This window comes from Streptomyces sp. R41, assembly GCF_041053055.1.
Classification (GTDB): Bacteria; Actinomycetota; Actinomycetes; order Streptomycetales; family Streptomycetaceae; genus Streptomyces.
Genome location: NZ_CP163443.1, coordinates 2,629,050 through 2,648,958, shown reverse-complemented (window position 1 = coordinate 2,648,958; position 19,909 = coordinate 2,629,050). Strand labels below are relative to the sequence as shown.

19 protein-coding genes are annotated in these 19,909 nt (G+C 70.5%); 12 read left to right on the top strand and 7 right to left on the bottom strand.

The features are described from left to right. Positions 1-71 precede the first annotated feature (71 nt). On the top strand, positions 72-1,601 hold the full coding sequence (locus AB5J53_RS12475) for an aldehyde dehydrogenase (NADP(+)) (RefSeq protein WP_369245694.1): 1,530 nt from the start codon (positions 72-74) through the stop codon (positions 1,599-1,601). Positions 1,602-1,780: 179 nt separating this feature from the next. Then, positions 1,781-2,389, top strand: coding sequence for a DUF1349 domain-containing protein (locus tag AB5J53_RS12470; RefSeq protein WP_369245693.1), 609 nt, complete (start codon positions 1,781-1,783; stop codon positions 2,387-2,389). Between the two features lie 182 nt (positions 2,390-2,571). On the opposite strand, the gene AB5J53_RS12465 is transcribed toward AB5J53_RS12470, so the two are convergent. Continuing rightward, complete coding sequence (locus tag AB5J53_RS12465; protein WP_369245692.1) at positions 2,572-3,951, bottom strand: MFS transporter; 1,380 nt, start codon at positions 3,949-3,951, stop codon at positions 2,572-2,574. Between the two features lie 70 nt (positions 3,952-4,021). Between AB5J53_RS12465 and AB5J53_RS12460 the strand changes: the two genes are divergently transcribed. The 6 genes from AB5J53_RS12460 to AB5J53_RS12435 all read left to right on the top strand — a co-directional run bounded on the left by AB5J53_RS12460 (position 4,022) and on the right by AB5J53_RS12435 (position 9,304). After that, a complete protein-coding gene (locus AB5J53_RS12460) occupies positions 4,022-5,020 on the top strand; it encodes a GlxA family transcriptional regulator (RefSeq protein ID WP_369245691.1) in 999 nt (332 codons plus the stop codon). Continuing rightward, the gene (locus tag AB5J53_RS12455) at positions 5,017-5,523 is read left to right on the top strand and encodes an N-acetyltransferase family protein (RefSeq protein ID WP_369245690.1); all 507 of its coding nucleotides are present in this window, start codon (positions 5,017-5,019) and stop codon (positions 5,521-5,523) included. Before AB5J53_RS12460 ends, AB5J53_RS12455 begins: the two co-directional genes overlap by 4 nt. 133 nt (positions 5,524-5,656) lie before the next feature. Further along, positions 5,657-6,376, top strand: a complete 720-nt coding sequence (locus AB5J53_RS12450) for a DsbA family oxidoreductase (RefSeq protein WP_369245689.1) — start codon at positions 5,657-5,659, stop codon at positions 6,374-6,376. A gap of 60 nt (positions 6,377-6,436) precedes the next feature. Then, on the top strand, positions 6,437-7,522 hold the full coding sequence (locus AB5J53_RS12445; protein ID WP_369245688.1) for an aminotransferase class V-fold PLP-dependent enzyme: 1,086 nt from the start codon (positions 6,437-6,439) through the stop codon (positions 7,520-7,522). A gap of 53 nt (positions 7,523-7,575) precedes the next feature. Then, positions 7,576-8,172 carry an RNA polymerase sigma factor gene (locus AB5J53_RS12440; protein WP_369245687.1) on the top strand — a complete coding sequence of 199 codons (597 nt, stop codon included), beginning with the start codon at positions 7,576-7,578 and terminating at the stop codon, positions 8,170-8,172. 103 nt (positions 8,173-8,275) lie between these two features. Then, a complete protein-coding gene (locus AB5J53_RS12435) occupies positions 8,276-9,304 on the top strand; it encodes a maleylpyruvate isomerase family mycothiol-dependent enzyme (protein ID WP_369245686.1) in 1,029 nt (342 codons plus the stop codon). Between the two features lie 59 nt (positions 9,305-9,363). Here the strand turns inward: AB5J53_RS12435 and thpD are convergent, their stop codons facing one another. The 5 genes from thpD to AB5J53_RS12410 all read right to left on the bottom strand — a co-directional run bounded on the left by thpD (position 9,364) and on the right by AB5J53_RS12410 (position 14,200). Then, positions 9,364-10,251 carry an ectoine hydroxylase gene (gene thpD, locus AB5J53_RS12430; RefSeq protein ID WP_369245685.1) on the bottom strand — a complete coding sequence of 296 codons (888 nt, stop codon included), beginning with the start codon at positions 10,249-10,251 and terminating at the stop codon, positions 9,364-9,366. Positions 10,252-10,257: 6 nt separating this feature from the next. Beyond that, positions 10,258-10,662 (bottom strand): ectoine synthase, encoded by a 405-nt coding sequence (locus tag AB5J53_RS12425; protein WP_189187471.1) that lies wholly within the window; start codon positions 10,660-10,662, stop codon positions 10,258-10,260. Positions 10,663-10,697: 35 nt separating this feature from the next. Beyond that, a complete protein-coding gene (gene ectB / locus AB5J53_RS12420) occupies positions 10,698-11,969 on the bottom strand; it encodes a diaminobutyrate--2-oxoglutarate transaminase (protein WP_369245684.1) in 1,272 nt (423 codons plus the stop codon). 47 nt (positions 11,970-12,016) lie between these two features. After that, positions 12,017-12,580 carry a diaminobutyrate acetyltransferase gene (ectA, locus tag AB5J53_RS12415; protein WP_369245683.1) on the bottom strand — a complete coding sequence of 188 codons (564 nt, stop codon included), beginning with the start codon at positions 12,578-12,580 and terminating at the stop codon, positions 12,017-12,019. A 519-nt stretch (positions 12,581-13,099) separates the two neighbouring features. After that, a complete protein-coding gene (locus AB5J53_RS12410; RefSeq protein ID WP_369252189.1) occupies positions 13,100-14,200 on the bottom strand; it encodes an alanine--glyoxylate aminotransferase family protein in 1,101 nt (366 codons plus the stop codon). A 341-nt stretch (positions 14,201-14,541) separates the two neighbouring features. Between AB5J53_RS12410 and AB5J53_RS12405 the strand changes: the two genes are divergently transcribed. Genes AB5J53_RS12405 through AB5J53_RS12390 form a run of 4 tightly spaced genes read left to right on the top strand, consistent with a single transcriptional unit; the run spans position 14,542 to position 18,170 of the window. Further along, the gene (locus tag AB5J53_RS12405; RefSeq protein ID WP_369245682.1) at positions 14,542-15,408 is read left to right on the top strand and encodes a transporter substrate-binding domain-containing protein; all 867 of its coding nucleotides are present in this window, start codon (positions 14,542-14,544) and stop codon (positions 15,406-15,408) included. Next, positions 15,405-16,238 (top strand): amino acid ABC transporter permease, encoded by an 834-nt coding sequence (locus AB5J53_RS12400; RefSeq protein ID WP_369245681.1) that lies wholly within the window; start codon positions 15,405-15,407, stop codon positions 16,236-16,238. Before AB5J53_RS12405 ends, AB5J53_RS12400 begins: the two co-directional genes overlap by 4 nt. Beyond that, complete coding sequence (locus AB5J53_RS12395) at positions 16,235-17,044, top strand: amino acid ABC transporter ATP-binding protein (RefSeq protein WP_369245680.1); 810 nt, start codon at positions 16,235-16,237, stop codon at positions 17,042-17,044. The genes AB5J53_RS12400 and AB5J53_RS12395 overlap by 4 nt, the downstream gene beginning before the upstream one ends. 34 nt (positions 17,045-17,078) lie before the next feature. Next, positions 17,079-18,170 carry an amidohydrolase family protein gene (locus tag AB5J53_RS12390; protein ID WP_369245679.1) on the top strand — a complete coding sequence of 364 codons (1,092 nt, stop codon included), beginning with the start codon at positions 17,079-17,081 and terminating at the stop codon, positions 18,168-18,170. A 184-nt stretch (positions 18,171-18,354) separates the two neighbouring features. Here AB5J53_RS12390 and AB5J53_RS12385 read toward each other — a convergent pair whose 3' ends face one another. After that, complete coding sequence (locus AB5J53_RS12385; protein ID WP_369245678.1) at positions 18,355-19,620, bottom strand: serine hydrolase domain-containing protein; 1,266 nt, start codon at positions 19,618-19,620, stop codon at positions 18,355-18,357. Positions 19,621-19,909 lie beyond the last annotated feature (289 nt).

Sequence of the window (19,909 nt, the reverse complement as noted above, 5' to 3'; positions counted from 1 at the left end):
TCGAACGCCCCTGGTGGGTGACATAAGAACTGCGGTGAAGAACTGCGGCAACACATCTGGAGGGATCCGCGGTGGCAGCAGCACCAGTCTGGAGTGTCGACCCCCGTACCGGGAAGCAGCGTGAACAGGTTGCGGTGGAGGCCACAGCCCAGGAGGTGGACGAGGCAGTGCGCGCCGCGCACGCCGCGCGCCCGGCGCTCGCCGACCGCACCGTACGCGCCGCGTTCCTGCGCACCGCCGCCGACCTGCTCGAAGGCGCCAAGGACCAGCTCGTCGAGGCCGCCGACGCGGAGACCGCGCTCGGCCCGGTCCGGCTCACCGGCGAACTCGCACGCACCTGCTATCAGTTGCGTGCCTTCGGGGACATCGTCGACGAGGGCGCCTTCCTCGACGTCGTGATCAACCACCCCGACGACACCGCGACCCCGCCGATCCCGGACCTGCGCCGCTACAAGGTGCCGCTGGGCGTCGTCGCCGTCTACTCCGCCTCGAACTTCCCCTTCGCCTTCTCCGTCGCGGGCGGCGACACCGCGAGCGCGCTGGCCGCCGGGTGCCCGGTCGTGGTCAAGGCGCACCCCGACCACCCGGCGCTGTCGGAGCTGGTCGCGGCCGTACTGCGCAGGGCCGCCGCCCGGCACGACATCCCCGAGGGCGTCGTCGGCCTCGTCCACGGCTTCGAGGCGGGCGTCGAACTGGTCAGGCACCCGCTGATCGCCGCCGCCGGGTTCACCGGTTCGGTACGCGGCGGCCGTGCCCTCTTCGACGCGGCGGCCGCCCGGCCCGTGCCGATCCCCTTCCACGGCGAGCTGGGCTCCCTCAACCCCGTCGTGATCACCGAGGCCGCCGCCGCCGAGCGGGCCGAGGCGATCGGTGCCGGGCTCGCGGGCTCGATGACGCTGGGCGTCGGCCAGTTCTGCGTGAAGCCGGGCCTGGTGCTGGCGCCGGCGGGCGCGGCGGGCGACCGCCTGGTGAAGTCCCTGACGGATGCCGTCAGCGACACGGACGCCGGTGTCCTCCTCGACCACCGCATGCGGGACAACTTCATCGCCGGTGTCGCCGCGCGTGCCGAACTCCCCGACGTGGAGTCCCCGGTGACCCCCGGCGCGGGCGGCGAGCACACCGTGAGCCCCGGCTTCCTGACCGTGCCCGCGCAGAAGCTCACCACCGAGGGCGAGCACGACCTGCTCCTGGAGGAGTGCTTCGGCCCGCTCACCGTGGTCGCGCGCTACGAGGACGAGTCCGAGGCCGGAGCGGTCCTCTCCCGCCTTCCCGGCAACCTCACCGCGACCGTCCAGCTCTCCGCCGAGGAGGCCGCCGGCGAGGGCCGCGGCGCCGAGATCCTCGCCGAGCTGACGCCGCTCGCGGGGCGCGTCCTCGTGAACGGCTGGCCGACGGGTGTCGCGGTCGCCCCCGCCCAGCACCACGGCGGTCCGTACCCGGCGACGACCTCGACCTCGACGTCGGTCGGCGGTACGGCCATCGAGCGCTGGCTGCGGCCGGTGGCGTACCAGAACGCGCCGGAGGCGCTGTTGCCGGCGGAGCTGCGGGATGACAATCCGCTGGGGTTGCCGCGTCGGTTCAACGGCCGTCTGGAGCGATAGCCCTCCGCCGCGTCGTTTCAACGGTTTCCTGGAGCGGTAGCTCCGCAGCGCCGTTGGGCCTTCGGTTGTGCGTGAGCCGCGGGCCGTCCGTGGCCTGTCGCGCCCGAGCGGCGGAACCGCAACTGTCACTGCCCCGCGCCCCTTCCAGGGCGCGGGGGTGGACCTGAGAGACTCAGCGGATGGACGTCGAACTCCCCGAACTCCCCTTCCCCCTCCGTACCTACGGCCCCGACGGCCATTGGTCGTATGAGGACGGAGTGCTCACCGGCTGGGCCGGCCCCCGCCAGGACCGCTTCGTGCCGCCCACCGGTGAGGGCCTGGACCCCGCCTCCGACGCGCCCCGGCTGCTCGGCGCGCCCGAGGGGGACTTCCAGCTGATCGCCCGGGTCACGGTGGGCTTCGCGGCCTCCTTCGACGCGGGGGTCCTCTACGTCCATGTGGGGGAGCGGGCCTGGGCGAAGCTGTGCCTTGAGTACTCCCCGGACGTGCCCACCGTCTGCACGGTGGTCACCCGGGGGCACTCCGACGACGCCAACTCCTTCACCGTGGACGGCAGTTCCGTCTGGCTCCGGGTGAGCCGCACGGGTCGCGCCTTCGCCTTCCACGCCTCGCGCGACGGCGAGCGCTGGACCTTCGTGCGCCTCTTCACGCTGGGCGACGAGAAGGAGACCGGGGCGGCTCTCGTCGGTTTCATGGCCCAGTCGCCCATGGGCGAGGGCTGCGTGGTGACCTACGACGACATCGAGTACCGCCCGAACTGGCCACGGGACTTGAGAGACGGCAGTTGATCGCCCCCTCCGCCCCTACCCGTCCCGTCCCTGGGGGCTGCCGCCCCCAGACCCCCGCTTAAAAGATTGCGCAGTTCCCCGCGCCCCTAAAAGGGGCGCGGGGAACTGCGCGAGCAACCCCCACGCACCCGCAGCCGAAGGCTGGTCGGGACGGGTAGGGGCGGAGGGGGCGAAGAAACGCCCTAGCGAGCCGCCCGCAACCCCCACGTCGCCCCCGCCGTCACCACCAGAAGCACCGCACTCAGCGCGAGACTCACCCGTAGCCCCGACTCGAAGTCACCCGATACCAGGGAACCGAAGACCGCGATGGCCAGCCCGCCCGCCACCTGCCGGGCCGAGTTGAGGACACCCGCCGCCAGCCCCGCCCGGTCCGAGGGCACCGCGTCCATCATCGCGGCCGTGAGCGGAGGAATCGTCAGGGCACACCCCAGGGCCATGGGGACCAGGAGCAGGGCCACCAGAACGGGCGGGGTCGACGAGTCGACGTCGAGCAGGATCAGCAGCCCCACCGCGGCCAGGGACTGGCCGAGCAGCATCGGCAAGCGGGGCCCGAAGCGCCCCGCCAACTTGCCTGCCGCGATGTTCGTGACCGCGATCAGCCCGGTCATCGGCAGGAACATCAGACCCGCGTACAGCGCGGAGCGGCCTTGGACCTGCTGGAAGAAGAGGGAGAACAGGAACACCACTCCGTAGAACGCCACGCTGCAGGCGGCGCCCGCGGCCACCGCCACGGTCACGCTCCGGCTGCGGAACAGGCCGAGCGGCACCACGGGATGCGTCTGCCGCGCCTCGACCCGCAGGAAGCCCAGCGCCGCGACGACCGCCACCGCCAGTGCGGCAAGCCCCGTCCCGCCGCCCTCGATGACCGCGAACGTCACAGCGGTGAGCGCCACGATCGCCGTCAGCTGGCCGGGCAGGTCCAGCGGCGCGGGACGGCGCTCGGAGCGTGGCGCCCGTACCAGCAGCGCGAGCGCCACCGCGCCCAGCGGCACGTTGATGAAGAAGATCCCCCGCCAGTCCCACACCGTGGTCAGCGCACCGCCCGCGACAGGGCCCAGCGCCACCGCGACCGAACCGCCCGCGGCCCACAGGGCCACCGCCCGCGCCCGCTGTGCGGCATCCGCGTATGCCTGCCGCACCAGCGCGAGCGAGGCCGGCAGCACCACGGCCGCCGCGACGCCCTGCACGGCACGCGCGCCGACCAGCACCGGCAGACTCGGCGCAAGGCCGCACGCCACCGACGCCAGCGTGAACACCGTGATCCCGATCCCGTACGCCCGGCTCGCCCCGGCCCGGTCCGAGAAGGCCCCGGTGGACAGCATCAGCGCCGCGAACGCCAGCGTGTAGGCGTCCACCACCCACTGGAGCCCCGACATTCCGCCCCCGAGCGTCGCCCCGATCGACGGGAGCGCCACGTTCACCACGGACGCGTCGAGCGTGATCAGCGCGAAGCCGAGCAGGGCGGCGATGAGGGTGAGGGTGGGCGATGTGTTCAACAGGGCCGCGGACGACGGAAGTTGGCGGTCGATGGTACGGGTCTCGGTAGCCGGTTTCGTTGACATGTCCCCATGCTGCGGATCTCCGTCGGCGTACAGTAGTGGCCTGAATGCCATACGTCCGGAGGTTCTGGCCATGCTCGCCGCGCAGGGGAAACCCCACCGCATCGCCGTGATCGCCCCGTCCCCCGTCTCGATGTTCAACCTCGCGATCCCCGAGCTCCTCTTCGAGAAGGTCGAGGTGGACAGCGGCCCGGGATACGAACTGGTCGTCTGCACCCCGAAGCCGGGCCCGATCGCCACCACCGGCGGGCTCGACCTGCACGTCGGGCGGGGCCTGGACGCCGTACGCGACGCGGACACCGTGCTCGTCGCCGGCACCGGACAGCGGTACACGCCCGATCCGGCCACCGTGGCCGCCGTCCGCGAGGCCGCCGCCGAGGGCAAGCGGATCGCCTCCATCTGCAGCGGTGCCTTCGTGCTGGCCGAGGCCGGACTGCTCGACGGGCGCAGCGCCACCACGTACTGGGAGCTCGCGGACGAGCTGCGCAAGCGGTACCCGGCGCTCGACCTCAAGGGAGACGTCCTGTACGTGCAGGACGGCCAGATCATGACCTCGTCCGGATACGCCGCCGGGATCGACCTCTGCCTGCACATCATCCGGACCGACTACGGCGCCGCGGCCGCCAACCAGGTGGCGCGGCTCGCCCTCGTCGCCCCCGTACGGCCGGGCGGTCAGACCCAGTTCACCCAGACTCCGCTGCCGCCCGAGCGCGGCGAGGTCTGCGCCGACACCCGCGGCTGGGCCATGCGCAACCTCGACAAGCCGCTCACACTCACCGACCTCGCCCGGCACGCGGGCGTCAGCGTGCGCACGCTCACTCGCCGCTTCCACGCCGAGAGCGGGGTCAGCCCCCTGCAGTGGCTCCTCCACCAGCGCATCGAGCGTGCCAAGGAGCTCCTGGAGACGACCACCCTCCCCATGGACCAGGTCGCCCGCGCCTGTGGTCTCGGCACGGCCGACTCGCTGCGCGGCCATCTGGTCCGCCGCACCGGTCTCACGCCGAGCGCGTACCGCACCCAGTTCAGCCGTCTGGGAACTGCGGTCGCCTCGGGAGCGTCCTCGGCTGCATGATCCAAGACCGTGTGAAACAAGTGGGCCGTGTGATCAGGACCGCGCTCCCCGCCGAAGCCGCGGCCATCGCCGCCCTGCATGCCCGGGCCCGGGCGACGTACTACCCGGAAGGGATCCCGCAGGACGGCACCGACTGGCTCGCGGCCTGGCGGAGCGTCATCGAGCGGCCGGACGCGCATGTGCTGTGCGTCGTCGACGAGGGCCGGATCACGGGCATCGCCTCGTTCCGAACCCCCGAGGGCGCCCCGGCAGAAACGGTCAAGCTGTTTCAGTTCCACGTCGACCCCGACCGCTGGCGGGGCGGCATCGGCACCGCGCTGCACGCCGCCTGCGTCGAGGAGTGGCAGGCCGACGGCAAGCGCACCGCCGTCCTGGACGTGCACGTCGACAACCGGCGCGCCCAGGCCTTCTACGCCCGCCAGGGCTGGGTCCCCGACCCGGAGAACCCGCCGGCCGAGGGTGACCACCACCTGTACCTGCGCTTCTCCGTGACCGGGGAATGACCGTCTCCGCGACCGAGGAATGACCGCCTCCGAGACCGGGGAATGAAACCCGCCGCTTGAACGTTCACATACCGACGTCCCTGGAGGGTGTCCCCTTACCCCGTACCTGTACGAGCTGGAGAGAGCCGAAGACATGCGCGTCGAGATCTGGAGCGACATCGCCTGCCCCTGGTGCTACGTGGGCAAGGCCCGCTTCGAGAAGGCGCTCGACGCCTTCCCGCACCGCGACGAGGTCGAGGTCGTGCACCGTTCGTTCGAGCTCGACCCGGGCCGCGCGAAGGGCGACATCCAGCCGGTCATCAAGATGCTCACCAAGAAGTACGGCATGAGCGAGGCGCAGGCGCAGGCCGGCGAGGAGAACCTGGGCGCGCAGGCCGCCGCCGAGGGCCTGGAGTACCGCACCCGGGACCGCGACCACGGCAACACCTTCGACATGCACCGCCTGCTGCACCTTGCCAAGGAGCAGGGCAGGCAGGACGAGCTGATCGGCCTGCTCTACAAGGCGAACTTCGCCGAGGAGCGGACCGTCTTCGACGACGACGAGCGGCTCGTGGAGCTGGCCGTCGCCGCCGGGCTCGACGCCGACGCCGCCCGCAGGGTGCTCGCCGACCCGGCCGCGTACGCCGACGACGTGCGCGCCGACGAGCGCGAGGCCGCCGAGCTGGGCGCGAACGGCGTGCCGTTCTTCGTCCTCGACCGCAAGTACGGCGTCTCCGGTGCCCAGCCCGCCGAGGTCTTCGCGCAGGCGCTGACCCAGGCGTGGGGCGAGCGGCCGCCGCTCAAGCTGATCCAGGACGGTTCCGCCGAGGCGGAGGCCTGCGGCCCGGACGGATGCGCGGTACCGCAGAACTGAAAAGCGCAGGTCGGAGCCCACGTATAAGCGCCTCTTAGCGGTTCCACGTAAAAATCGGCAATGGACGGGGGGTTCCTGGGACCGCAGAGTGGTCCCATGGAGACCTTCGAGAGCCTCGTACGTGCCGAGTTCGCCCCGGAGAACACCTACCTGAACACCGCGAGCACCGGACTCGTACCGGCGCGCACGGTGGCAGCCATGCGCGATGCCGTCGAGTCCGTCGCCGCCGGCCGGCCGGCCGACATGTTCGCGGACGTCGAGGCCGCCCGCGCGTCGTTCGCCCGGCTGGTCGGGGTTCCCGGACGCCGGGTGGCGGCCGGGGCCTCGGTCGCCGTCTACAGCGGGCTGATCGCGGCCTCGCTGCCGCAGGGCGCGGAAGTCCTCACCGCCGAGGCGGACTTCAGTTCCGTCGTGACCCCCTTCCATGTCCGCGGCGACCTCAAGGTCCGTGCCGTACCGCTGGAGCGGATGGCCGAATCAGTGCGCCCGGGCACGGCGCTCGTCGCGGTCAGCGCCGCGCAGTCCGCGGACGGGCGGGTCGCCGACCTGGAGGGGATCCGCGAAGCCGCGCGGGCGCACGGGGCGCGTACGTACATCGACGCGTCCCAGGCCGCCGGATGGCTGCCGCTGCGGGCGGACGCGTACGACTATCTCTCCTCCGTCGCCTTCAAGTGGCTCGTCTGCCCGCGTGGCGTGGCCTTCTTGGTCGTCCCGGAGGACCTCGGCGGGCTCACCCCGGTGTTCGCGGGCTGGGTCGCGGGGGAGGCCCCTTGGGACAGCTGCTACGGCCCCGTCGAGGAACTCGCCCACTCCGCACGGCGGTTCGACGAGAGCCCGAGCCTCTTCTCGTACGCCGGCGCCCGGCACTCCCTCGCCCTGATCGAGGAGCTGGGCGTGGCGAACGTACACGCCCACGACCTCGCCCTCGCCGGCCGCTTCCGCGAGGGTCTGCGCGCCCTGGGACACGAGCCGATCCCCGCTCCCGGCTCACCGATCGTCTCCGTACCCGAACTCGGTGTCCGTCAGCCCGAGTTGAGCCGCGCCGGTGTCGAAGTGTCGGACCGTGCGGGCAACTTGAGGGCCGCCTTCCACCTGTACAACACGCCCGCGGATGTCGACCGGCTGCTGGACGTCCTGTCCGGCTGAGGGGCTCGCCCTCTGGCGCGGGGTGCGGGAGGGCGCTAGGAAGGCACCACGAGGTGGTGGTGCCGGTGGATCCGACGCTCACGGACGCCGAACTGCATCGGCGGCTGGTGTACGGGGACGAGACCGCGCTGGCCGAGGCGTACGCGGCGTACGGCGGGCTCGTGCGACGGGTCGCCGTCCGGGTCACCCGCAGCCCGGCCGCCGCCGAGGACGTGGCGCAGGAGGTCTTCGCGCAGCTGTGGAGCAGGCCGTACGCCTTCGACGCGCGCCGTGGCTCGCTGCGCACCTGGCTGTCCATGCTCGCCCACCGGCGGGCCGTGGACTGGGTGCGCAGCGAGGCCAGGCATCGCAAGGACGCCCGCGCGGACGACTCGGCGCTGCACGCCATCCCCGACGCCGGACCCGGCCCCGACGAGACGGTCGTCGACCGCGAACGCTCGCTGCTGCTGCACACCGCCCTCGCGGAACTCCCGCAGCCACAAAGGGAAGTCGTCCACCTCGCCTACTTCGCGGGCCGCACCTATCGGCAGGCCGCCGTGGAACTGGGCATCCCGGAAGGCACCGCCAAGACCCGGCTGCGCTCCGCCCTGCGCAAACTCGCCGAATCCCTGGCCGACCCACCGGATCCGGCACTGGAGAGGGGTGCGTGATGGCGGCGCGGGTGGGCCCGGCCGGGCCGGGCGTGCGTATGGTGGCCACAGCGGGGCGAGGTGCGGCCACCATGCCGGCCGTGGCCCGGAAGGGCGGCACGTGATGAGCACCGACCATGAAGGTGTACGGGACCTGCTGGCGGCCTGGGCGGTCGGCGCGCTGACCCCCGCCGACGAGAAGACGGTCCCCCTGCACCTGGCGGAATGCGAGTCCTGCGCGGCGGAGGCGGAACGGCTGCGGGAGACGGTACGGCTGCTGGACGGCGCACCACGGCCACCCCTGGCGAACGGCGCCCCGGCCGGCATCGACGGCGTCCTCACCGTCGCCCTGCGCGCCCGTCCCGCGGCGCCCCGCGTGGCCTCGCACGCCGCCCCGTACGCCGCCGCCGTCGCCGGACTCCGTGCGCTGCTGCGGGAGTTGGACTCTCAGGGCCCCTGGGGTACGCCGGTCGTGCACGACTGGGACGTGCATGCCGTCGTCGCTCATCTGATCGCGGCGGACGAGCCGCTGGCGCGACGACTGGGCCTTGCGGCGCGGGTGCCCGAGTCCCGGATCGCGGAGGGGGCGGGATGGGCCGACGCCTGGGCCGCGCGGACCGCCGACGTGATCGCGTACGAGCAGGGGCGTACGCCCGAGGAGACGGTTGCCGCGTGGACCGCGCAGGCCGGTGCGCTGCTGGCCACGCCCGAGGCGAGGGATCCCGAGCGGGCCGCGCACGCCACCACGTTGATGGGCGTACGGCTGCCCGTCGCGGACCACTTCGTCGTGCGGGCCTTCGAGGCGTGGATCCACACCGACGACATCGGGCGGGCCCTCGGGCTCACCGTGCCCCCGCCCCCGGATCCGCACCTGTGGCAACTCGTCCGGCTGGCCGTCCGCATCCTCGGCATGGCACTGGGCCCGACGGCGCCGCCGGTGCTGTTCGCGGTGACCGGGGGAGAGCCCGACGCCCAGTGGGTGCTCGGTTCCGAGGACGAGCCCGTACAGGCCGAACTCGTCCTGGATCCCGTCGACTTCTGCCTGCTGGTGGGCGGGCGGTACGCACCCGACGAGGTGCCCCGGGGCGCGGCGGGGGACGAGGCCGCGATCAGGGACGTACTGGAGAGGGCCGCGTCACTGGCGTGGCTGTAGGCCCGGCACTTGTGGAAGTGCCGGGCCAACCGCCCTTCGAGTGCCCTGTTACGTCACCGCTACTTCACCGGCGTGAAGTCCCTGGCCCCGATGAACTCGGGCCTGCGCACCGGCGCCGCGAACGGCTCCACGGCCGCGTTCTCCACGCTGTTGAACACGATGAAGACATTGCTGCGCGGGAACGGCGTGATGTTGTCCCCCGAGCCGTGCATGCAATTGCAGTCGAACCAGGTCGCCGAACCGGCCCTGCCCGTGAAGAGCTTGATGCCGTGCCGGGTGGCGAAGCGGGTGAGCGCCTCGTCGGAGGGCGTGCCCGCGTCCTGCATCTGCAGCGACTTCTTGTAGTTGTCCTGCGGTGTGGCCCCCGCACACCCGAGGAACGTCTTGTGCGACCCGGGCATGATCATGAGGCCGCCGTTGGTGTCGTAGTTCTCGGTCAGCGCGATCGAGACGGACACGGTCCGCATGTTCGGCAGACCGTCCTCGGCGTGCCAGGTCTCGAAGTCCGAGTGCCAGTAGAAGCCGCTGGCCCCGAACCCCGGCTTGACGTTGATCCGCGACTGGTGGACGTACACGTCCGAGCCGAGGATCTGCCGGGCCCGCCCGACCACGCGCTCGTCACGGACGAGACGGGCGAAGACCTCGCTGATCCGGTGCACCTCGAAGACGGACCGGATCTCCCGCGACGTCGGCTCGACGATGGACCGCTCGTCGGCGCGGATCGCGGGATCGGTGACGAGCCGCTCCAACTCCTGGCGGTACACGGCGACTTCGTTCTCGGTGATGAGCTCCTCGACGGGGAGGAAGCCGTCACGCTCGTATGCCTGGAGCTCGGACACCGCGATCGGTCCCGGCTCGCCCGGCGCGCTCCACACGACCGGGTCCTGGCGGGGCACGGACACCTCGGTGGCGCCGCGACTGGGGTAGAGGTCGGTGATGGTGGTCATGGGGCCTCAGACCTCCTCGGGTTCGGTGAGCAGCGGGTAGACGCCGTTCTCGTCGTGGTCCTCCCGTCCGGTGACGGGCGGATTGAAGACGCAGATGCAGCGGAAGTCCTCCTTGATCCGCATCGTGTGCCGCTCGTGGCCGTCGAGGAGGTACATGGTTCCGGGCGTGATCGTGTACTTCCGCCCGGTCTCGTCGTCGGTGAGCTCGGCCTCGCCCTCGACGCACACGACGGCCTCGATGTGGTTCGCGTACCACATCGACGTCTCCGTACCCGCGTACAGGATCGTCTCGTGCACGGAGAAGCCGACCTTCTCCTTGGCGAGGACGATGCGCTTGCTCTCCCAGGTGCCCGAGGCCGACCTGACGTGCCGGTCGGTGCCTTCGATGTCCTTGAACGAACGGACTATCACGGTGGTGCGATGCCTCTCTCTCGTGGCTCGGGTGTTCAGGCGGTTTCGCGTACGGCGCGGGCGAGGGTGCGCAGCCCCTCGTCGAGCTCGTCGGGGGTGATGGTGAGCGCCGGGAGGAGTTTCATGACCTCGCTCTCCGGCCCGGACGTCTCGATGAGCAGCCCGAGTTCGAAGGCGCGCTGCGCGATACGCCCCGCGCGCTCCTTGTCCGTGAACTCCATGCCCCAGACGAGTCCCCGCCCCCGGTACTCCTTGACGTCGGCGAGGTTCTCCTCGGTGATGGAGATCAGCGCCTGCTCGATCTGCTCGCCGCGGGCGCGGGTCTGCTTCTCCATGGCGGAGCCGTCGGCCCAGTACGCCTCCAGGGCCGCGGTGGCCGTCACGAACGCCGGGTTGTTGCCGCGGAAGGTGCCGTTGTGCTCGCCCGGCTCCCAGATGTCCAGCTCGGGCTTGAACAGGCACAGGGACATGGGAAGCCCGTACCCGCTGATGGACTTGGAGACGGTCACGATGTCGGGCACGATGCCCGCCTCCTCGAAGGAGAAGAACGCCCCCGTCCGTCCGCAGCCCATCTGGATGTCGTCGACGATCAGCAGCATGTCGCGCCGCCGGCACAGATCGGCGAGGGCGCGCAGCCACTCGGGCCGCGCGACATTGATGCCGCCCTCGCCCTGCACGGTCTCGACGATGACCGCGGCGGGCTGGTTGAGACCCGACCCCTGGTCCTCGAGCAGCCGCTCGAACCAGAGGAAGTCGGGGACCTGCCCGTCGAAGTAGTTGTCGAACGGCATCGGAGTGCCGTGCACGAGCGGAATCCCGGCGCCCGCCCGCTTGAAGGCATTGCCGGTCACGGCGAGCGATCCGAGGGACATCCCGTGGAAGGCATTCGTGAACGACACGATGGCCTCGCGCCCCTTCACCTTCCGCGCCAACTTCAGCGCGGACTCCACGGCGTTGGTGCCGGTCGGTCCCGGGAACATGACCTTGTACGGCAGATCGCGCGGGCGCAGGACGAGGTTCTGGAAGGCCTCCAGAAAGGCGCGCTTGGCGGTCGTCGACATGTCGAGCCCGTGGGTGACGCCGTCGCGCTCCAGGTAGTCGATGAGGGCCCGTTTGAGCACGGGGTTGTTGTGCCCGTAGTTCAGCGACCCCGCACCGGCGAAGAAGTCGAGGTACTCGTGCCCGTCCTCGTCGTACATCCGGCTGCCCTGCGCCCGGTCGAAGACGGTGGGCCAGCCACGGCAGTAGCTGCGCACCTCCGACTCCAGGGTCTCGAAGACGCTCAGGTCGGGCTGGGTGATGCTCACAGCGAATCGCTCCTCGAAGCGTGGGGGGAGAAGGAGATCGGGGGAGTTCAGCGGGAGAGGGAGGAGTGGGGGGAGAGGGGGCCGATGCGGTACAGCACTTCGGGATCGTGCGATCCGTCGGGGAACTGCCCGGCCTGGAACAGCACTTCGCGCTCGACGGTCGCGCCGTGGCGTCGCGCGTACGACGTGAACAGGCGCTCGGAGGCGGTGTTGCCGGGCGTGATCGTGGTCTCGACGGTGTTCAGCGCCGGCTCGCTCTCCTCCGCGACCCGCGCGGTCAGTCCGTCGAGCAGCGCCGCGGCGAGCCCGCGCCCGCGGTACGCGCCGTCGACGGCCACCTGCCACACGAGCAGCGTGCGCGGGCGCTCGGGCCGGACGTACCCGGTGACGAAACCGACGGGGGTCCCCTCCGCGTCGCGCGCCACCGCCGAGGTGCCGGCGAAGTCACGGCACCAGAGGAGATAGCTGTACGAAGAGTTCAGATCGAGGGTTCTGGAGTCCTTGGCGATACGCCAGAGCGTGGCCCCGTCGGCCACCTCCGGACGGTCTATCCGAAGGCCCTCCGGCATTTCCAGGAATTCCGCTTGCAGGTCTGCGTGTGCGGCGGTCATGCGGATTGAATTTACCGAGGGAAAGTTCAAATTGCATCGTCGGTGGGGGTTACGTGCGGCGCGCCCATGTGTTATCGCGCGCCCGCGGAGGGGGCGGCGATAACTCCCGTTTTGCCCGGGAAATTGGGGAGGAAACGGGCGGGGTGTGGAGTGCGTCACAGCCACGTAATGGCCACGAGATCTGCCCGAATTACGTTGGTTGGCGTTCGCGAAATCTTTGCGTTTAGGCACCCGGAAAGCGGGCAGAAGAATACGGGAAGCTACGCTGAATTAATTACTGGACAGGCGGGAGAGGGATCCCTATTTCCTGCGGGTATCGAGCGGAATTTTTTCGCCCCCTCCGCCCCTGCCCGTCCCGTACCTGGGGGCGGCCGCCCCCAGACCCCCGCTTAAAAGATTGCGCAGTTCCCCGCGCCCCTTCAGGGGCGCGGGGAACTGCGCGAGCAACCCCCACGCACCCGCAGCCGAAAGGCTGGTCGGGACGGGCAGGGGCGGAGGGGGCGAACAACCGCTCGGGCCTCAGCCCCACATCCCCGCCACAGCCCTCCGCGCCCCCTCCAGATCCACCGGAACGCCGAACTCGGCCAGCGCGGCCCCCAGCCCCGCAAGGCTGGAGTGCACGACCCCCCGAGTCGCATCGGGCCCATAGTGGTTCACCCGGATCATCTCCTTCGCGAGCGCACCCCCACCCGCAACCAACGGAAGCACCGGATCCGCGGCCAACGCCTTGGCGACCAGCGCCGACGCGTCGACCCCCACCGGCACCCGCAACGTCGTGGCGACAGGCGCGGCGTCGGACGCCGCGTACACATACGGCTCGAGCCCGCCGCCCAGGGCAACGGCCCCCGCCCGAGTCGCCGCCGCGGCCGAGGCATGACGGTCCATCACCGCAGCCAGTCCCTCACCCTCGATGCGCTCGACGCACGCCTCGAGCGCGAGCATCTCCAACTGCGCCGGCGCGTGCAGCAACGCCTTGCGCCCGCCGTCGACCCACCTGTGCTTCCAGTCCAGCAAGGAGAGATACGAGCGACGCGGCGCCGCAGGATTCGCGGCCATCCGCGCCCACGCCCGCTCGCTCACCGACACCGCCGACACCCCCGCGGGGCCGCCCATCGCCTTCTGCGCCCCGATCACGCACAGGTCGACACCCCACGCGTCCGGCAGCACCGGCTCGGCACCGATCGACGCGACCGCGTCCAGGTAGAAGAGCGCGCCGTGCTCGCGCACCACCTCGCCGATCTCCGCGACCGGGTTGGTGTTCCCGGTGGCGGCCTCCGCGTGCACGAGCGACACGAAGTCGATCGACGGGTGCTCGGCGAAGGCCTCGCGGATCTGTGTGGCGGTGACGGCCGTGTGGAAGGGCACCGCCAGATCGATCACCGTCGCGCCGCAGTCCCGCAGCCAGTCCCCGAAGGTCTGCCCGTACGGACCGGTGATGACGTTGAGCGCGGTCGTACCGGGCCCGGCCGTGGCGCGAATGGCCCCCTCCAGCGGGAGCAGCGCCTCGCCCTGCATGATCACGACGTCCTGCTCGGTGGAGAGCAGCCGGGCCACGCGGTCCTCGATCGACGCGAAGTGCGCGGCGCTCAGCGGCGCCAGGTCCAGGAAGGGATGGGTCACGGCGGTGCTCTCTTCGCTCACGGTTCCAATGCGCGGGTCCGCGTTTCCAGCACGCGAGTGCCCGGATTCGAGCGTAACCGGCGATCCCGTGGGCCCCGGACGCGGCGGGGGAGGGGCCCGCCGGTCAGCGGCGGCGCCCGAGGCGATCCCGCGCCACCCGACGACCACCAGGTACGGCGCCGGCGCGCTCATGCGCCGAACCCTAGGGCCGGCACAGGGCCACCGGGCCCCCTCCCGGCAGCAGATCTGAGGCCGGACGGCCCAGCAACCATCGGATTGATTTGAGCAACTCAAACCTTTCCTTATAATCGGAACCCACAGTTCCCCCACAGGAGGTCCCCGTGAACTCGGTCCTCGGACGCCGGACCCGCATTCTGGCCGCCACCACCGCGACGGCCGGGCTGCTGCTCGTGGCCGGATGCTCCTCGGACAGCGGAGGAGGCAAGGCCACCGCCAAGGGGGTCCCCGTGGTGAAGGCGGGCCAGCTCACGACCTGCACGCACCTCCCGTACCCGCCGTTCCAGTCGGAGAAGAACGGCAAGTACGAGGGCTTCGACGTATCTCTCATCGACCTGGTCGCCAAGGACCTCGGTGTGAAGCAGGCCATCGTCGACACGCCCTTCGAGACCTTCAAGACGGGCGCGTTCCTCAACTCCGGCCAGTGCGACCTCGCCGCGGCCGGCATGACGATCACCGAGGAGCGCAAGAAGAACGTCGACTTCTCCGACCCGTACTTCGACGCGACCCAGGCCGTCCTGGTCGACAAGAAGAGCGGCATCAACTCCCTCGCCGACGTGAAGTCCAAGGGCAAGAAGCTCGGCGCGCAGGCGCAGACCACGGGCGAGGACTACGTGACGAAGAAAGGCTTCGACCCGGTCTCCTTCGAGTCCTCCGACGCGGTCCTCAACGGCCTGCGCACCGGCCAGGTCCAGGCCGTCGTCATCGACTACCCGGTCGTCCAGGGCTGGCTGAAGGACAAGGCCAACGCCGACGCCTTCAAGGTGGTCGACAACCTCAACACCGGTGAGCAGTACGGCTTCACGGTGAAGAAGGGCAACACCAAGCTCCTCGCCGCCATCAACAAGACGATCAAGGACGCGAAGGCCGACGGCACGTACAAGAAGCTGTACGAGCAGTGGATCGGCCCCTACACCGCTCCCGCGGCAACCGGTGCGTCCACGGCCTCGGCCGCCCCGTCCGCCTCATGAGCGGTGCCGACGCACAAGTCCAGCCCCGCAGGACCGGCCTGACCCGACGTCAGAAGCGCGCCCTGTCGCGTGGCGTGCAGTACGTCGTCTTCGTCGCCGCCGTGATCGCCTTCGCGGTCACGGCCGACTGGGATCGGCTGAAGAACCAGTTCGCGCAGTGGGACCTGGTCAAGAAGATGTTCCCGGACGTCATCACACTGGCGCTGAAGAACACCGTGCTCTACACGATGTCCGGCTTCGTCGTCGGTCTCGTGCTCGGCATGGTCATCGCCCTGATGCGGCTGTCCCCGGTGGGCCCCTACCGCTGGCTCGCCGGTATCTACATCGAGATCTTCCGCGGCCTGCCCGCCCTGCTGATCTTCGTCTTCGTGGGTGTCGCCGTACCGTTGGCGTTCCCGGGCACGGAGATCCCCGGCGGCACATACGGCAAGGTGGCGCTCGCGCTCGGCCTGGTGTCGGCCGCGTACATGGCGGAGACGATCCGCGCGGGCATCCAGGCGGTGCCCAAGGGACAGATGGAGGCGGCCCGTTCGCTGGGCTTCTCGCACACGCGGGCCATGGTCTCGATCGTCATTCCGCAGGCGTTCCGCATCGTGATCCCGCCGCTCACCAACGAACTCGTCCTCCTCTTCAAGGACTCCTCGCTGGTGCTGTTCCTCGGTGTCACCCTGGAGGAGCGCGAACTCACCAAGTTCGGGCGCGATCTGGCCAGCCAGACCGCCAACTCCACGCCGATCCTGGTCGCGGGCCTGTGCTATCTGCTGGTCACCGTGCCGCTCGGCTTCGTCGTACGCCGCCTGGAGGCCAAGGCCGGGGAGGCCACCAAGTGAGCAGTGCTCCTCAGACCCACCGCACGAGCGGTACGCCGGAGATCCAGGTCCGGGACCTGTACAAGTCCTTCGGCGACAACGAAGTCCTGCGCGGCATCGACCTGGAGGTCGGACAGGGCGAAGTCGTCTGCGTCATCGGTCCGTCCGGCTCCGGCAAGTCCACGCTGCTGCGCTGCGTGAACCTCCTCGAAGAGCCCACCAAGGGCCAGGTCTTCGTCGGCGGTACGGAGGTCACGCACCCCGACGTCGACATCGACGCCGTACGCCGTCGCATCGGCATGGTCTTCCAGCAGTTCAACCTCTTCCCGCACCTGTCGGTGACCGAGAACCTGGCCCTGCCGCAGCGCCGGGTGCTGCGGCGCGGCAAGGAGGAGGCCGCCCGGATCGCCGCCGAGAACCTTCGGCGTGTGGGCCTGTCGGAGAAGGCCGACGCGTACCCGGCCTCCCTCTCCGGAGGGCAGCAGCAGCGCGTCGCCATCGCCCGCGCGCTCGCCATGGGCCCCGAGGTGATGCTCTTCGACGAGCCGACGTCGGCGCTCGACCCCGAGCTCGTGGGCGACGTACTCGCCGTGATGCGGATGCTCGCGAACGAGGGCATGACGATGATGGTCGTCACCCACGAGATGACCTTCGCGCGCGAGGTCGCCGACCGCGTCGTCTTCATGGACGGCGGAGTGATCGTCGAGGACGGCACACCCGCGCAGGTCATCGGCAACCCGAGCCACGAGCGCACCCGCCACTTCCTGTCCCGGCTCCTCGACCCGGCGATGGCGGATGTCGAGGAAGAGGCCGAAAAGGGGTCCTAGCGCCTCGCCGTTCCGCAGGAATTAGGGTGCCGTCATGAGCGATCGCGCGGTGCTGCACGTGAAGGGGCGGGTCCTCGTCGGGCCCGACGACGTCCGTGACGAACTCTGGGTCGTCGGCGGGAGGATCTCGTACGAGCGTCCCGCCGGCGCCCGTGACGTCCGTACCGTCGAGGGCTGGGCGCTGCCCGGCCTCGTCGACGCGCACTGCCACGTCGGGCTCGACACCCACGGCCCCGTCCCCGAGGGCGTCTCCGAGAAGCAGGCGCTGACCGACCGCGACGCGGGCACCCTGCTGATCCGGGACGCCGGCTCGCCCTCCGACACCCGCTGGATCGACGACCGCGACGACCTCCCGAAGATCGTCCGCGCGGGCCGGCACATCGCGCGCACGCGCCGCTACATCCGTAACTACGCGTGGGAGATCGAGCCGGAGGACCTGGTCGCGTACGTCGCCCAGGAGGCCCGGCGCGGCGACGGCTGGGTCAAGCTGGTGGGCGACTGGCTCGACCGCGGCACGGGTGACCTGGGTGCCTGCTGGCCGCGCGGCGCCGTGGAGGCGGCGATCGCCGAAGCGCACCGCCTGGGCGCGCGGGTGACCGCGCACTGTTTCGCGGAGGATTCGCTCCGGGACCTGGTCGAGGCGGGCATCGACTGCATCGAGCACGCGACGGGCCTGACGGAGGACACCATCCCGCTGTTCGCCGAGCGCGGAGTCGCGATCGTCCCCACGCTCGTGAACATCGCGATCTTCCCGCAGCTCGCGGCCGGTGGCGAGGCGAAGTTCCCGCGCTGGTCGGCGCACATGCGACGACTGCACGAGCGGCGCTACGACACCGTGCGCGCCGCGTACGACGCCGGAATCCCCGTCTACGTCGGCACGGACGCCGGCGGCTCACTCGCGCACGGGCTGGCCGGTGCCGAGGTCGCCGAACTCGTCACCGCCGGCATCCCGCCCGTCGAGGCGCTGTCCGCCACCACGTGGGGCGCGCGGCAGTGGCTCGGCCGGCCCGGCCTCGACGAGGGGGCGCCCGCGGACCTCGTGGTGTACGAGGCGGATCCGCGGGCGGACGTACGGGTGCTCGTGGCTCCGCGCCGGGTGGTGCTGAACGGGCGGGTGGTCGGCTAGAGCCTGCCTTTCGGATCACGCCGACTTCGGACGACGGCGCCTCACAGCTGCTCATGTGCGCGCCAACCCCCGCGGCCCGGGCGTGATCCGAAAGACAGGCCCCAGGGCCGACGTGCGTCGAGGAGCGGGTGTCCCCGGCCCGTGCCGCGGGTCCGGCGCCTGCGCACCCTGCGCGGCGCGACGGTCAATGCGCGGCCGGCTGTGCCGGCAGGTTGAAGACGTGCTGCGGACTGACGATCTTCGTGACCGCCTCGCCGACGACGGTGCTGGGCTCCGAGCCCTGGTAGTTGATGTCGGTGTTGAGCACCACGACGAGGGTCGTCTTCGCCGACGGGAGGTAGATCGTCAGGGACTCGTAGCCCGGCAGTGAGCCGTTGTGTCCGATCCAGCCCTGGACGTTGAAGATACCGAGGCCGTACCCGGCGCCGGGGATCGTGGTCGGGGGCGTGGTGAGCCGCTCCTTCTGTGTGGCGGGGCTGATCATGTAGGAGCCGTCGGGAAACACGCCCGTGGCCACCGTGGGCGCCCAGGTGCGCAGATCGTTCAGGTTGGAGATCATCGCGCCGGCCGCCCAGCCCCAGGAGGGGTTCCAGTTGGTCGAGTTCGCGACCTTCCCGTCCGCGGTCTGGTTCGTGTACCCCTGGGCGTGCGGGCTCGGGAACGCCGCGTCGGTCGGGAAGACCGTGTGATTCATTCCGGCCGGTATGAGGACGTTCTTCCTGATGAAGTCCTGAATCGGCTGACCGCCCACCTTCTCGACGACCAGGCCGAGCAGGATGAGGTTGGTGTTGCAGTAGGAGAACTTCTCGCCCGGCGGGAACAGCACGGGGTGCTTGAAGGAGTAGTTGAGCAGCTCCTGCGGCGTGAACGGCCGCTCAGGATCGGTGGTCAGCGCCTTGAAGAAGTCCGGATCCTCGGAGTAGTTGAAGAGCCCGCTGCGCATCCCGGCCAGCTGACGCAGAGTGATCTTGTCGCCGTTGGGCACGCCGGAGATGTACTTGCCGATCGGATCGTCCAGTCCCACCTTGCCCTCGTCCACCAGCTTCAACAGCGCGGTCACGGTGAAGGTCTTGGTCTCGCTGCCGATCCGCATGTACAGATCCGGTGACATCCTCTGGCCGTTGCTCTTGTCGGCGACCCCGAACGACCGCACGTAATTTCCCTTGTCGGGTGTCCAGATGCCCACGGTCACGCCGGGTATGTTCGCCTGCCGCATGACCTGCTGCACGGCCACGTCGAGCTGGTGCGTCACATCAGGGGTGAGCGCGCGGACATCGCCCGAGGACGAGGCGGACGGCGAAGGTGGTTCGGTCGCGGTGACGGTGGTGGCAGCCGTATGACCGGGAGTGGGCGCCCCGAAGGCGGTCCCGCCCGCGAGGGGCACCACGAGCGTTCCCACCGCCGTGGCGGTGACGGCACCCCTGCGCAAGCGTCCGGATGAGTGCGTCATGGCTGACTCCAAGCATGGATGCCCCGCCCCACCCTCGGGCCCCAAGGCCCCGCATGAACAGCATAGGAGCGCCTGTGCCCCGCCGCCTGTCGGGTGGACGGGAAGTCCGGCCACTACAGGCTGCCTTTGGCCTGTTGACGGAGCGTGACGATTGGCCGGACCGGCTCGTTGAACACCTTCGCCCATGCGCCGGAGCGTCAACCGGCGTATTCGCGCAGGGGTAGTTGAGTGGGTGACGGCAGAGAACATCCGTGCCGGGAGAATCGAATTGATTTACGGAAACCCCACG